This is a genomic window from Sneathiella sp. (genome assembly GCF_029233945.1).
Taxonomy (GTDB): Bacteria; Pseudomonadota; Alphaproteobacteria; order Sneathiellales; family Sneathiellaceae; genus Sneathiella.
The window spans coordinates 11094-23314 of record NZ_JARGOQ010000053.1; the positions used below are offsets into that span (position 1 = coordinate 11094).

A 12221-nucleotide genomic window follows, 5' to 3' on the forward strand; every position below is an offset into this window, starting at 1 on the left:
AGCGGCAGATCAAACGCAAAGGGGAGCGGATCGAGGGAGAAGGTCACACCCTCCCGGTTGGCGATGCTCAGCGCCGCCACGACAAGGGCGATGACAAGGAAAAGTATCCAGAAAAATAATTTCAGCATGGACGTCCTTCTGGTTCAGACAAATGTTGCCGCCAGATTAACGGTATTTCGGGCCGATGGCGAACCCTTTAAGCGTCGGTGTTCAGTCGATCGCGCAGATCTTTACCGCATTTGAAATAGGGCACATATTTTTTATCCACCTGCACAGCCTCCCCGGTGCGCGGATTGCGACCGACGCGCGCGGCCCGCTCCTTGGTGGAAAATGCCCCGAACCCACGCAGCTCGACCCGGTCACCCCGCGCGAGGGCATCGGAAATCTCGTCAAATAGGGTAGTGACGATACGCTCCACATCGCGCTGGTACAGATGGGGATTATTTTCCGCGATAATCGCAATAAGTTCAGATTTTATCATTCGACACTCCCCGTCAGTGATAATTTTTTATCGATTGTCTAGCCTTTTCCCAATATCAGTCAGGTTGCCAAAGGGAGAGCAGTCCGTCAAGTGTAAGTCTTTCTGATAAAACGCTTTTCCCCATCATTTCCCCTAAAAGCCTTGCAATTAGAGGTTTTGGCTCGCTGTAGTCGATGGTGCGGAGGGGCAGGCCGGTGGGAATCTGTCCCTCCGATTCCAGCCAGCTTTGCGCTTCGGTGATGCCGCCAATCTCGTCAATCAGGCCGTTTCTCACCGCCACGAGGCCAATCACGACCCGTCCGTCAGCCAAGCGGCGGACTTCTTCTTCATCGAGGGGGCGGCGCTGGGTCACCATGGAGACGAACCAGTCATAGGTGGCGGTTACCATATCCTGCAGGTTTTCGCGGCCCGCTTCCGAGATTGGTTTGAAGGGGGAGGGTTCGCCTTTTAACGCGCCCGAAGTAATGGCGGTGGCGGTGACGCCGACCTTTTTCATCAGCTCGGAGATTTCGGTCAGCTGCACGATTACGCCGATGGAGCCGACAATGGAAGATTCGCCCGCAAATATCCGATCCCCGGCGAGGGCCGTCATATATCCGCCCGAGGCGCCAACCGTGCCGATCACCGTTGTGACGGGTTTTGTCTCCGCAACACGGCGCAGCGCTTTATAAAGTCGCTCGCTGCCATAGGTGGAACCGCCGGGACTATTGATATAGACGATCAGCGCCTTCGCCGACGGATCACTGATAATGCGGTCGATGACTTCCTCGCGGCGGTCATTCTCAATGATGATTTCAGTGATGTCGAGGCGCGCGATATGGTCAGAGACCTCTTCCTCGCTCATCTCGTTGAAAATCCAGACGCCAAGGATAAGGACCAGCAGGATTGCCAGCAGGCGCCAAAAAGTCAGGCGCCGCTTGAGGCGGCGCCTGATATCGTAGTTTTCGCTATCGACTGACATTTTCAGCCTTTCGAAAAAAGGAATGACGATCGATAGCGGCTATCAACATGGAAGGTTATCCGTCCGCCTTATCGTCGGAACCCGTGTCGTCATCTTCGTTGGCTTTGCGCATGGCTGCCCCGAGGATATCGCCAAGAGACGCACCGGCATCGGAAGAACCATACTGTGCAACAGCCTGTTTCTCTTCCGCGACTTCGCGTGCCTTGATCGACAGGGTGACTTTACGGGTCTTGTTGTCGATGGTCATGATCTTGGCGTCGATCTTGTCGCCAACCGCGAAGCGGTCCGGACGTTGCTCGGCGCGATCGCGGCTGAGTTCACCCTTACGAATGAAGCCGACAACGCCTTCGCTGACTTCGACGTCAAGGCCGGCATCCTGAATCTTGGAAACCGTACAAGTAACGACGGCACCCTTCTTCATTTCTGCCGCACCAGCAAACGGATCTTCGCTCAACTGCTTGATGCCGAGGCTGACGCGTTCTTTTTCAACATCGATGTCGAGAACCTTGGCTTTGACCGTATCGCCCTTCTTATATTCCTGGATCGCCTGCTCACCGGGCTGGCTCCAGTCGATGTCGGACATGTGAACCATGCCGTCGACGTCATTTTCAAGACCAACGAACAGACCAAACTCGGTAATGTTCTTGACCACACCCTCGATTTCAGTACCGACCGGCGTTGTCTGGGCGAAGCTGTCCCATGGATTATCCATGCACTGCTTCAGGCCAAGGCTGATGCGGCGGCGTGCCTGATCGACTTCCAGAACCATGACTTCCACTTCCTGGGAGGTGGAGACGATCTTGCCCGGATGCACGTTCTTCTTGGTCCAGCTCATTTCGGAGACATGGACAAGACCTTCAACACCGGCTTCCAGTTCAACAAATGCACCATAATCGGTGATGTTGGTGACACGGCCCGTGAATTTGGCGCCAACCGGGTATTTCGCTTCGAGAGCTTCCCATGGATCTTCCTCAAGCTGTTTCATGCCGAGGCTGATGCGCTGGGTTTCCTTGTTCAGGCGAATAACCTGTACCTTGACCGTTTCACCAATGGTGAGGGCTTCCGACGGGTGGTTGACCCGGCGCCAGGCGATATCGGTGACATGGAGCAGGCCATCAACACCACCCAGATCAACGAAGGCGCCGTAATCGGTGATGTTCTTGACCACGCCTTCCAGCGTCTGGCCTTCTTCGAGGGTACCGATCAGCTCGGAGCGGGCTTCGGCGCGGCTTTCTTCCAGAACGGCGCGGCGGGAAACAACGATGTTGCCACGGCGGCGATCCATTTTCAGGATCTGGAAAGGCTGCGGAATACCGCGGAGCGGTCCGATGTCGCGAACCGGGCGAACGTCCACCTGGCTGCCGGGCAAGAAGGCCACAGCGCCGGAAAGATCGACCGTAAAGCCGCCTTTCACGCGACCGAAGATAATACCGTCGACGCGCTCGTTCTCGCCAAAGGCAACTTCGAGTTTTTCCCAGGCTTCTTCGCGGCGGGCCTTGTCACGGGACAGAACGGCTTCACCAGCGGAGTTTTCAATTCTTTCAAGGAACACTTCGACCGTGTCGCCGATTTTCAGGTCTGAATCCTGACCGGGCGCGGCAAATTCTTTTAGCGGAATACGGCCTTCGGACTTGAGGCCAACATCAATGATGGCAAGGTCGTTTTCGATATTGATAACGGTGCCTTTGATAACGGTGCCTTCAAGGCTGTCGCTGGCACCATAGGATTCGTCGAGAAGTGCCGCGAAATCTTCAATAGCGGGCATGCCTTCTTCGGCAAGAGATGTATCTGACATATTTGATTTCCTTCAAGATCCTGATATCAGGCCAAACCGGTCTTCCGGCGGATCGATGGCCACTGGCTTCTCCAAATCAAGATACGCACGCAAGAGAAGCGCTGTTAATATAATGTTCCGGCGTGGTCGGAACGGTCTCCTTCATATTCAGGCGGCATCAATAATCATGCAAGCCGCCGTAACTGCCGCTTCTATATCCAATTTTGAGGTATCAAGCAAGTGCGCATCGTCAGCTTTTTTGAGCGGCGCCGCCCCCCGGCTCATATCGCGGGCGTCGCGGGCCTGCAAATCTTCCAGTACAGCCTCAAAGGTTGTCTCCACGCCCTTGGCGACAAGTTCGTCGAAACGACGGCGGGCGCGGACCTCTGCGCTCGCGGTCACGAACAGCTTCACATCCGCGTCCGGGCAGACGACCGTGCCGATATCGCGCCCGTCCAGCACCGCGCCGCCCTTATTTTGCGCGAAATCCCGCTGATATTGCAGCAATGCCGCGCGGACCCCGTGATTGGCCGCGACGATGGACGCGGCTTCCCCCGTTGCTTCATTACGAAGCGCGGGACCATCAAGTCGTACGTCGCCCACATGGCGTGCAGCGTCAACCGCGGCCACTTTGTCATGCGGATCATGTCCATCACGAATAAGTTTTAGCCCGACAGCGCGGTAAAGCGCCCCGGTATCGAGATATTCAAGATTATAATGCGCGGCGATTCGCCGAGCGAGGGTGCCCTTGCCAGCGGCGACAGGGCCATCGACCGCGATAATCATGGCTGATTGTCCGGTGCAATCAGGCCACCAAGCGTCCCCATCAAATCGACAAATCCCGGAAAACTTGTCTCCATCACCCGGCCATCATCGACGGTGACGGGTTCTTGTGTCGCCAGACCCATAATCAGGAAGGACATGGCGATGCGGTGATCGAGATGGGTTTCGATATGCCCGCCCCCCCTCGGCGCGCTGCCGGTGCCCCTGATGATCAGCCCGTCATCCAGTTCTTCAAAGTCAACACCGCAGGCTTTAAGGCCCGCCGCCATGGCGGCGATCCGGTCCGATTCCTTGACCCGGAGCTCATGCAGGCCACGCATAACCGTTGTTCCCTTGGCGAAGGAGGCGGCCACAAAGAGGACGGGAAACTCATCGATCATCGTTGGTGCCCGCTCCGGCGGGACTTCAACCCCCTGAAGCGTGCCGCCTTTAATACGAATGTCGCCAACCTTTTCACCGCCTTGTTCGCGCGGGTTCATAATTTTGATATCTGCGCCCATTTCCTGCAAGGTAATAAAGAGGCCATCGCGCAGCGGGTTTAGCCCGACATTGGTAATGGTCACATCCGATCCCGGCAGGATTGCCACCGCCACGGCAATAAAGGCGGCGGAAGACGGATCTCCCGGCACGATAATATCGGCAGCGGTCAGCTCCTGCTGTCCCTGATATTCGATCAGGCGGCCGCCTGTCTCAAGATCGGTCACTGTCACGTCTGCACCAAAATGGCGGAGCATATTTTCGGTGTGATCGCGGGTCGGTTTGGGTTCGGTCACGCGGGTGAGGCCGGGTGTATCCAGCGCAGCGAGCAGGATGGCGGACTTTACCTGCGCCGAGGCGACGGGCAATTCATAGTCGATCGGCATCAGGGCCCGGCCGGTCACCGCGAGGGGGAATCGCCCGCCCGATCGGCTGGTGATCGCCGCGCCCATTTCCTCAAGCGGGATATTCACGCGGCTCATTGGGCGCTTATGCAGGCTTGCATCGCCCATAAAGAACGTGGTGAAGGGGCTGCTCGCGACCAGACCCATCAGGAGGCGCGCCGCCGTACCCGAATTTCCCATGTCGAGAACCTCGTCCGGCTCGGCAAGGGCGCCAACGCCATTGCCGGTGACCTGCCAGCGGCCGTCCGGATTCTTCACCACCTCCGCGCCGAGTTGCCGGAGCGCGGCGGCGGTGCGAAGCACGTCCTCCCCCTCCAGCAGCCCCGAAATCTGCGTCGTTCCGGTCGCCAGCCCGCCGAAAATAAGGGCGCGGTGGGAAATCGACTTGTCGCCCGGTACGGTGACGGTCCCGGTCAGGGGCGGCGAAGGCCGCGCGGTTACGGGGCGGGGGGCAGAAGAAAGGGACGTCATAAATATTTGGCCAGAATTTGCTATACAGGCTTAAAAAACCAGTCGGTTTTAGCAAGCTTTTCCACACATGTCACATAAAGCTGCGGCCAAATGAAAGAAACTTTTGACAGCGATCCGTTATTCTGGCAATTCACCCCCTTCTAATGGTGAGTTGGGGTGCCATTGTACAAGTTGGTGCCCAGGTGAGAATGAGGTGACAATGGCAAAACCGGAATGGGGCGAAAAGCATCGTTGCAGTGCTTGCGGCAAGCCTTTTTACGATATGAAGAAATCGCCGATCATCTGCCCGGCCTGTGGGGCGGAGAATACGCCGGAGCGGTTGCTAAAACCACGACGGTCGGCACCAACCGCGCCATCGGAGGCGGAAAAGAAGGCCGCTGCGGCAAAGAAGAAGGCCGCGGAGGCGTTGGAAGATGATGACGACAAAGATCTGGACGATGATATCGATGATGATCTGGTTGATCCGGATACGGTCGATCTCGCCGATGATGATGAGGATGATGACGACCTTTCCGGCGTTATCAGCAAGCCGAAATCCGACGACGAAAGCTGAATTCAGCGGGTCGGCATTTTTGACTTGAATCTGAACGGGCTTCGGCATAGGTTCCGAACCCGCGGCGGGTATACTCGCCAATATGGGGCCATAGCTCAGTTGGGAGAGCGCTTGGATGGCATTCAAGAGGTCGTCGGTTCGATCCCGTCTGGCTCCACCATAACCCCCCTCACGGGGGGATTTCCCTTTATTCCCCGATTCCAATAGGCTTAAATATAACGCTCGGTCCAGTTTGGCATCGCCAGATGGTTTTATTTAAGGCCTGTTAGAAATGACAAATTTCCGGATTTCCGTTGTGGTCCCCGCATATAATTGCGATGCGACGATCTGCGGAACGCTGGATGCCCTGCTCGGTCAAAGCCGGGCTGCGGATGAAATTTTCATCGTTGATGATTTTAGTGAAAACCCCGTCTCCTCCCTCCTCGGGAATCGCTATCCTGATGTTAAGGTTATCCGCCATGAGCGGAATAGGGGCGTGCAGAACGCCCGGAACACCGGCTTTGCAGAGGTCACGGGCGATTATGTCCTTTTTCTCGATTCGGATGATATCCTGTGTCCCGAATTTCTGGAGGTTGCTGCTCGCCTGCTGGAAGAAAGCCCCCATTGCGGCGGGTGTTTTGGCAGTTTTTATAAATGCTTCGATGGCGATGCCGGGCCGTTTCTTCGGGATCATCAGCCGCAGGACCCGGAGGTTGAGGCGTTTTCGCAAGACGAGGGGTTGACCTTTTACCTCAACCACACCGGCGAATTTATCCCCTCCTTCAGCCTGCTTCGAAAATCCGTGCTGGATGGTCTCGTCCGGGAGGGGCATTTATTTCACCCTGAACTTTTCAACAACCAGGATTTTCATCTTTTTGTCCGGGTTTTGGCGACGGCGGATGTGCGTTATATTAAAAACCCGATGGGAGTCTATTTTCTGCAACCTGAAAGTATTTCGCGCAATCAGGAAAAAGCATGGTCCTCGCGCGCCGTTGCCGTCGAGTTGCTGATCGAGCTTGCAAGCGACCTCGCGCTTTCGGAATTTCATGTCGCGTTTCTCAGGAAGATGAGGGCGATTGCCGTGCGGCGCGTGGCACGCCTGCTATCCAATGCCGGAAAGCGCGGGCAGGCCGTAACATCACTGATGAAAGAGTTAAGACGCGCGCCGAGCCTTAAGACCTTTGTGCTCTTGCTGCTGATTGGCCTGGGACTGCACCGGAAAACCCTGACCTACGCCGGACGTGAGTACTAATTTCTGATTGCCACCAGAATATAAAAAGGCCCCACTAGTTCGGCGGGGCCTTTGTTGTTTCGCATTAGGCGTCAGCTATCTCACGCGGCGGTGCGTTGGGGGCGGCGGTTGCGGGAGCGGGGTTTGCCCGATCCGCTGCGCTGTGGTTTTGCCGCGCCTGATCCGGCGTTCTGGGATTTCGGCGCGCCAGAGCGGCCACCGCCATTATTTTGCCGATTGCCGGAGCCTGAGCCGGAGGGGCGGCGGTTTCCACCACCACGTCGTCCGCGTCCGCCATTTGCAGGCTTGCTTTCCTCGCCTGCCGGGGCACTCGCGATGCCTTCCGCATGAAAGGGATGATCCTCGAGGACGGGGACAGGCTGGCGGATGCTCTTCTCGATATCCTTGAGGTATGCGCGCTCCTCATGATCGCAGAAGGAAAGGGAAGATCCCGTCGCGCCGGCGCGGGCCGTGCGGCCGATCCGGTGGACATAGCTCTCGGGCTCGTTCGGGATTTCGAAATTGATCACATGGGTGACGCCATCGACATCGATGCCGCGCGCGGCCACATCCGTCGCCACAAGGGCGCGGGTTTCGCCGGAACGGAACGCATTCAGCGCCTTCTGGCGGGCATTCTGCGACTTGTTGCCGTGAATGGCGTCAGAGGAAATGCCCAGCTGATCGAGCTGACGGGCGACGCGGTTCGCGCCATGCTTGGTGCGCGTGAAAATTAGGACGCGGCTCAGGCTTTCGTCTTTCAGTACATGGGCGAGCAGGTCGCGCTTGCGGCCCTTCGGCACCATCAGCACATGCTGCGCCACCTTTTCCGCCGTTGTTGCCGCCGGGGCAACCTCGATCCGGAGGGGGTTTTGAAGAATGCTGTTGGCGAGCTTTTCAACCGTTGTCGGCATGGTCGCGGAGAAGAGCAGGGTCTGACGCGCCTTCGGCAGCTGCGCGATGATCTTCTGGATGTCGCGGATAAAACCCATGTCGAGCATCCGGTCGGCCTCGTCCAGCACCAGATATTCGACATTGCCGAGATTGACATGGCGCTGGTTCATCAGATCGAGCAGGCGGCCTGGCGTGGCGATCAGGATGTCGACACCGGCGGCCATGGCCTTGATCTGCGGCTTGGCGCCCGCCCCGCCATAGATGAGCGTGCTTTTAAGATGCAGATATTTGCCGTAGGCACGGACATTCTCGGAAATCTGAATGGCCAGTTCCCGCGTCGGCGCGAGGATCAGGGCGCGGGCGCCTTTTGGGGTGCGTTTTCCCTCCCCGGTCAGGAGTTTCTGGATCAGGGGAAGCGAGAAGGCGGCAGTTTTCCCGGTGCCGGTCTGCGCGATCGCGATCAGGTCTTTATTCTCCAGAACGGCGGGAATCGCCTGCTTCTGGATGGGTGTCATGGTTTCATAACCGCCCTCTGCGACAGCGCGAAGGACGGATTGGTTCAGACCGAGGTCTGCAAAATTTGTCATTACTTAAACTACTTTCCAGTTTTATGAGGCCTGTTGCAGCGCATCCAACACAATCTCCGGGCAAAACAAACGGTCGGTCGAGTTTCTCGATCGCGGTTGTTTATTGCGGTTTCGGGGTTGGTTTCGACGGCCTAATCGTTCGTTCTCTAAATTAGCGCCATACGAAAGGCTGCAACGCGACACTCTTCTGGTATCGCTTCGGCAATGCGGCGGTTTATATGCTAATTTACTGGAATGTCAATCTTTCTCTATTCACCTGCCAATTGCTTCATACGCTGACGGGCGGCTGATGCAAGGGAGCGGGTGAGATCCCCGGCGTCCATATCGCGCGCCAATGCTGCCGCCTGCCCGGACCAGAGCGAGGTGAAATCGCCCGATCCGGCTTTTTCCGCTTTGGCCTTCAACGGCGCGAGGGCGGCACCGGCGGTCGGAAAGGGCGGGGTCTTGTCCGAGATGGGCCCGACCTCCCGGATCACCCGGTTGATCAACCCGCGTGCCGGCTTTCCGGAGAACACATTTGTGATGACCGTTTGGTCATCCTTCGCCTGATGAAGGGCCGCACGATGGATGTCGCTGATCAGGGATTGCGGCGTAAACAGATACGCGGTGCCAATCTGCACACCGGAAGCGCCCAAGGCGAAAGCCGCCGCGATACCCCGCCCATCTGCAATGCCGCCCGCCGCGATAACCGGCACTTTTACGGCATCAACCACCTGCGGCAGAAGCGCCATGGTGCCCGCCTGCGCCGTCACATCCTTGGTCAGGAACATGCCGCGATGACCGCCTGCTTCAGAACCTTGCGCGATAATGGCATCGCAGCCATTGGCTTCGAGCCACCGGGCCTCCGCAACTGTTGTCGCGCTGGAAAGAACGCGGGCGCCTGCCGCCTTGACCCGCGCGAGCAGGGAGGCGTCGGGCAGGCCGAAATGAAAACTGACCACCTTTGGCTTGATATCCTCGACCAGGGCGCACATGCCCTCATCAAAGGCGCGGCGAATGGGCGCGGGCGCGACATCGGAAGGATCAAGTCCGTATTCCGTATAGAAAGGCGCGAGCTGTGCTGACCATTCTGCCTGTTGCTCCGGTGTCGGCGCAACGGCGGTATGACAGAAGAAATTCATGCCGAACGGATTTGTGGTTTGCTGGCGAATGACGCCCGCTTCAGCGCGAATCTGGTCTTCGCTTAGCATGGCGCAGGGAAGGGACCCGAGGCCGCCCGCCTCACTTACCGAAATCGCCAGCGCCGAGCCGTTCGCGCCTGCCATGGGAGCCTGAATAATCGGCACCTCTATTTGAAGCAGATCAAGCAGTCTCTCATCCGGCCACATCGCAACCCCTCCCGTTTCTTATATTCCAGTAATTTGTTGTAGCAATTCAGGCCGCCGGGGTCAGTCCTTTTTTGTTTTGCCAAAGAGGGTGAGAATTCGCCCGTCGATCAGGGTGCGGTTGTCAGTTGCTTTCTGGTTGCCGGGGAGACGGGGGCGATGAAGGCGGCGCTGGCCATATCGATCAGGTTCTCGACCGCGCGGTCAAAGTTGAATTCGCCCTTTTCCTTTAGCTTGCGGGAGCGCACAGCCTCGATATCCGCGACGGCGAAAATGATCATTGATCGTATGGTCGCGATCCTGGTCATTCGCAATTCGGCGGGAATATCGTTAAGTTGGGCCAGCAGCAGCTCATTCATCCGCTTGATGCCCCGATCGGCCTTGCCGGCGATGATATTGTCAAAGCTGACGGTCGGGCTGCGATGCACTTCCAGCAGAAACCGGTTGTAGAAGCTCGGCTGTGCTGATTCCTCGATCGGGCGAATGAAGGGAATGACGGCCGTCGCCACAATGCCGCGGATGTCATCGCCGCGACCCTGCGCCAGTAAGTCATCGATCATCTTGTTGCGATGAGCATCGATCTTTGTGACCCGCCACATGAGGATCGCCTCGATCAGGGCATCGCGGGAGCCGAAGTGATAATGCATGGCGGATGAGTTGCGCTGGTCCGCGCCTTTCAGAATCTGCTGAAGCGTAACCCCGTCAATGCCGTGAATGGCGAACAGCCTCTCTGCGGCGGTGACAATTCTGAGTTTTGTCCCGTCAAGCGGAAGGGACGGCTCGCCCACGGCGTCCGGATACTCAACTGCCAGACTTTCAACGCTATTCCTGTTTGACATAAAGACAGTTTCCCCAAAATACAGCCGTATCTAGCCCGATACTATCGCCTTGACAAGTTAATCACAACCAATTAATCAATATCAATTAATGAGCATCCATTAACGCATAAGAATAAGGAGAGGGAAATGGTGATGTTGAATGTCGTCGCGGACAAATTGCAGTTCGAACCCATGACGGTAAGGCTGGGCGCGGTTGTGTCGGGCGTAGATCTTCGGGAGACCCTCGATCAGGAAATTGTGGACCAGATCTCCGATGCGCTTGTTAAATACAAGGTTCTGTTCTTTCGCAATCAGGATATTACGCGTGCGCAGCATCTCGCCTTCGGCAGGCGGTTTGGCGAGCTTGAGATTCATCCTCTCACCCAGCATAAGGAGGGGTTCAAGACGCAGAACGTCGACCCGGAAATCATGGTCGTGGAAAGCACTGCAAAATCGCAGATAACAGCAGATGAATGGCATAGCGATGTGACCTGGCGGAAAGATCCGTCGCTCGGATCAATCCTGAGGTGCATCATTTCACCCAGAGTTGGCGGCGATACGCTTTGGGCGGATATGGAGGCGGCCTATGAAGGGCTGGACGATGACACCAAGGCGGAAATTGAGGACCTGACCGCCATGCATGACTGGAAACCCTTCCGTCAGGCGATGTATGCCCAGCCGGGAACCGAGGAACTGGTCAAGGAACTGAAAGCCAAATTCCCGCCGTCGGAGCATCCCATCGTCCGCACGCATCCCGTCTCTGGCCGTAAGGCGCTCTACGTGAATAATCCTTTCACCACGAATATCAAAGGCAAGACCAGGGAAGAGAGCATGAAGCTGCTGACCAAGCTTTATAGGACCGCGTCGACGCCGGATTATCAGGTGCGCTTCCGCTGGGAGCCCGGCTCCATTGCCTTCTGGGATAATCGGAGTACCCAGCATTACGCGGTTGGGGATTTCTTCCCGGAGCACCGCCTGCTGGAGCGGGTAACCGTCGCGGGCGACCGTCCTTTCTAACATCGCTGTCACGCCTTATTCGTTTTGCGGAACAGGGTGAGAATGCGACCGTCGATCAGGGCGAGGCCGGCGAAAATGATGGCCGTGCCGACAAGCGAGAGGGGGTGGATCGCCTCGTTGAGGATACCGACACCAAGGAGAAGGGCGGTCACCGGGATCAGGAAGGTCACCAGCAGCAGATTGACTGCGCCCGCAAGCGCCAGCAGACGGAAATAGAGGATATAGGCGAGCGCGGTCCCAAAGAGGGCGAGGGCGATAACGGCCCCGAGGCTGATCCAGTCCGGGCTGGCCGCGAACGGTTTATCCACTATCAACGCCACGGGCAGCATGATCACGCTGGAACAGGCGAGCATCCCGAAGGCGTTGACGAGCGCCGATGTCCCCGTCAGTCGCTTGCCCCAGATCCCCGCGAACCCGTAGGAAAGCGCCGCGCCGAGAATGGCGATCTGCCCGATGCTTTCGAAATTGA

12 protein-coding genes and 1 tRNA gene are annotated in these 12221 nt (G+C 57.3%); 4 read left to right on the top strand and 9 right to left on the bottom strand.

Annotated elements, in window-relative coordinates; all coding sequences use genetic code 11:
- Positions 1–196 precede the first annotated feature (196 nt).
- From ihfB to aroA, 5 genes are all read right to left on the bottom strand, one after another.
- Positions 197–481 (bottom strand): integration host factor subunit beta, encoded by a 285-nt coding sequence (ihfB, locus tag P1U71_RS14785; protein WP_301106394.1) that lies wholly within the window; start codon positions 479–481, stop codon positions 197–199.
- Positions 482–536: 55 nt separating this feature from the next.
- Entirely contained in the window at positions 537–1442 is a 906-nt protein-coding gene (gene sppA, locus P1U71_RS14790; RefSeq protein WP_301106395.1) for a signal peptide peptidase SppA, read from the bottom strand.
- 55 nt (positions 1443–1497) lie between these two features.
- Entirely contained in the window at positions 1498–3237 is a 1740-nt protein-coding gene (gene rpsA, locus P1U71_RS14795; RefSeq protein WP_301106396.1) for a 30S ribosomal protein S1, read from the bottom strand.
- A gap of 147 nt (positions 3238–3384) precedes the next feature.
- A complete protein-coding gene (gene cmk / locus P1U71_RS14800) occupies positions 3385–4002 on the bottom strand; it encodes a (d)CMP kinase (protein ID WP_301106397.1) in 618 nt (205 codons plus the stop codon).
- Complete coding sequence (aroA, locus tag P1U71_RS14805) at positions 3999–5351, bottom strand: 3-phosphoshikimate 1-carboxyvinyltransferase (protein ID WP_301106398.1); 1353 nt, start codon at positions 5349–5351, stop codon at positions 3999–4001. The genes cmk and aroA overlap by 4 nt, the downstream gene beginning before the upstream one ends.
- A gap of 199 nt (positions 5352–5550) precedes the next feature.
- Here aroA and P1U71_RS14810 point away from each other — a divergent pair, with 199 nt between their 5' ends.
- The 3 genes from P1U71_RS14810 to P1U71_RS14820 all read left to right on the top strand — a co-directional run bounded on the left by P1U71_RS14810 (position 5551) and on the right by P1U71_RS14820 (position 7135).
- Positions 5551–5904, top strand: coding sequence for an FYDLN acid domain-containing protein (locus P1U71_RS14810; protein WP_301106399.1), 354 nt, complete (start codon positions 5551–5553; stop codon positions 5902–5904).
- An 84-nt stretch (positions 5905–5988) separates the two neighbouring features.
- Positions 5989–6064 (top strand) — tRNA-Ala (locus P1U71_RS14815).
- Between the two features lie 111 nt (positions 6065–6175).
- Positions 6176–7135, top strand: coding sequence for a glycosyltransferase family 2 protein (locus P1U71_RS14820; protein WP_301106400.1), 960 nt, complete (start codon positions 6176–6178; stop codon positions 7133–7135).
- 80 nt (positions 7136–7215) lie between these two features.
- Here P1U71_RS14820 and P1U71_RS14825 read toward each other — a convergent pair whose 3' ends face one another.
- From P1U71_RS14825 to P1U71_RS14835, 3 genes are all read right to left on the bottom strand, one after another.
- A complete protein-coding gene (locus P1U71_RS14825; RefSeq protein WP_301106401.1) occupies positions 7216–8592 on the bottom strand; it encodes a DEAD/DEAH box helicase in 1377 nt (458 codons plus the stop codon).
- A gap of 248 nt (positions 8593–8840) precedes the next feature.
- Positions 8841–9920, bottom strand: a complete 1080-nt coding sequence (locus P1U71_RS14830; RefSeq protein ID WP_301106402.1) for a nitronate monooxygenase family protein — start codon at positions 9918–9920, stop codon at positions 8841–8843.
- A gap of 107 nt (positions 9921–10027) precedes the next feature.
- Positions 10028–10756, bottom strand: a complete 729-nt coding sequence (locus P1U71_RS14835; RefSeq protein WP_301106403.1) for a TetR/AcrR family transcriptional regulator — start codon at positions 10754–10756, stop codon at positions 10028–10030.
- 126 nt (positions 10757–10882) lie between these two features.
- On the opposite strand from P1U71_RS14835, the gene P1U71_RS14840 reads away from it, so the two are divergent.
- A complete protein-coding gene (locus P1U71_RS14840) occupies positions 10883–11752 on the top strand; it encodes a TauD/TfdA family dioxygenase (protein ID WP_301106404.1) in 870 nt (289 codons plus the stop codon).
- 8 nt (positions 11753–11760) lie between these two features.
- On the opposite strand, the gene P1U71_RS14845 is transcribed toward P1U71_RS14840, so the two are convergent.
- A partial coding sequence (locus P1U71_RS14845) for an EamA family transporter (protein WP_301106405.1) occupies positions 11761–12221 on the bottom strand: 461 nt, incomplete at its 5' end.

Coding starts and splice junctions, on each gene's coding strand:
- ihfB (WP_301106394.1), bottom strand. CDS start 481: ATGATAAAATCTGAACTTATTGCGATTATCGCGGAAAATAATCCCCAT.
- P1U71_RS14810 (WP_301106399.1), top strand. CDS start 5,551: ATGGCAAAACCGGAATGGGGCGAAAAGCATCGTTGCAGTGCTTGCGGC.
- cmk (WP_301106397.1), bottom strand. CDS start 4,002: ATGATTATCGCGGTCGATGGCCCTGTCGCCGCTGGCAAGGGCACCCTC.
- sppA (WP_301106395.1), bottom strand. CDS start 1,442: ATGTCAGTCGATAGCGAAAACTACGATATCAGGCGCCGCCTCAAGCGG.
- P1U71_RS14830 (WP_301106402.1), bottom strand. CDS start 9,920: ATGTGGCCGGATGAGAGACTGCTTGATCTGCTTCAAATAGAGGTGCCG.
- P1U71_RS14825 (WP_301106401.1), bottom strand. CDS start 8,592: ATGACAAATTTTGCAGACCTCGGTCTGAACCAATCCGTCCTTCGCGCT.
- P1U71_RS14835 (WP_301106403.1), bottom strand. CDS start 10,756: ATGTCAAACAGGAATAGCGTTGAAAGTCTGGCAGTTGAGTATCCGGAC.
- rpsA (WP_301106396.1), bottom strand. CDS start 3,237: ATGTCAGATACATCTCTTGCCGAAGAAGGCATGCCCGCTATTGAAGAT.
- P1U71_RS14840 (WP_301106404.1), top strand. CDS start 10,883: ATGGTGATGTTGAATGTCGTCGCGGACAAATTGCAGTTCGAACCCATG.
- aroA (WP_301106398.1), bottom strand. CDS start 5,351: ATGACGTCCCTTTCTTCTGCCCCCCGCCCCGTAACCGCGCGGCCTTCG.
- P1U71_RS14820 (WP_301106400.1), top strand. CDS start 6,176: ATGACAAATTTCCGGATTTCCGTTGTGGTCCCCGCATATAATTGCGAT.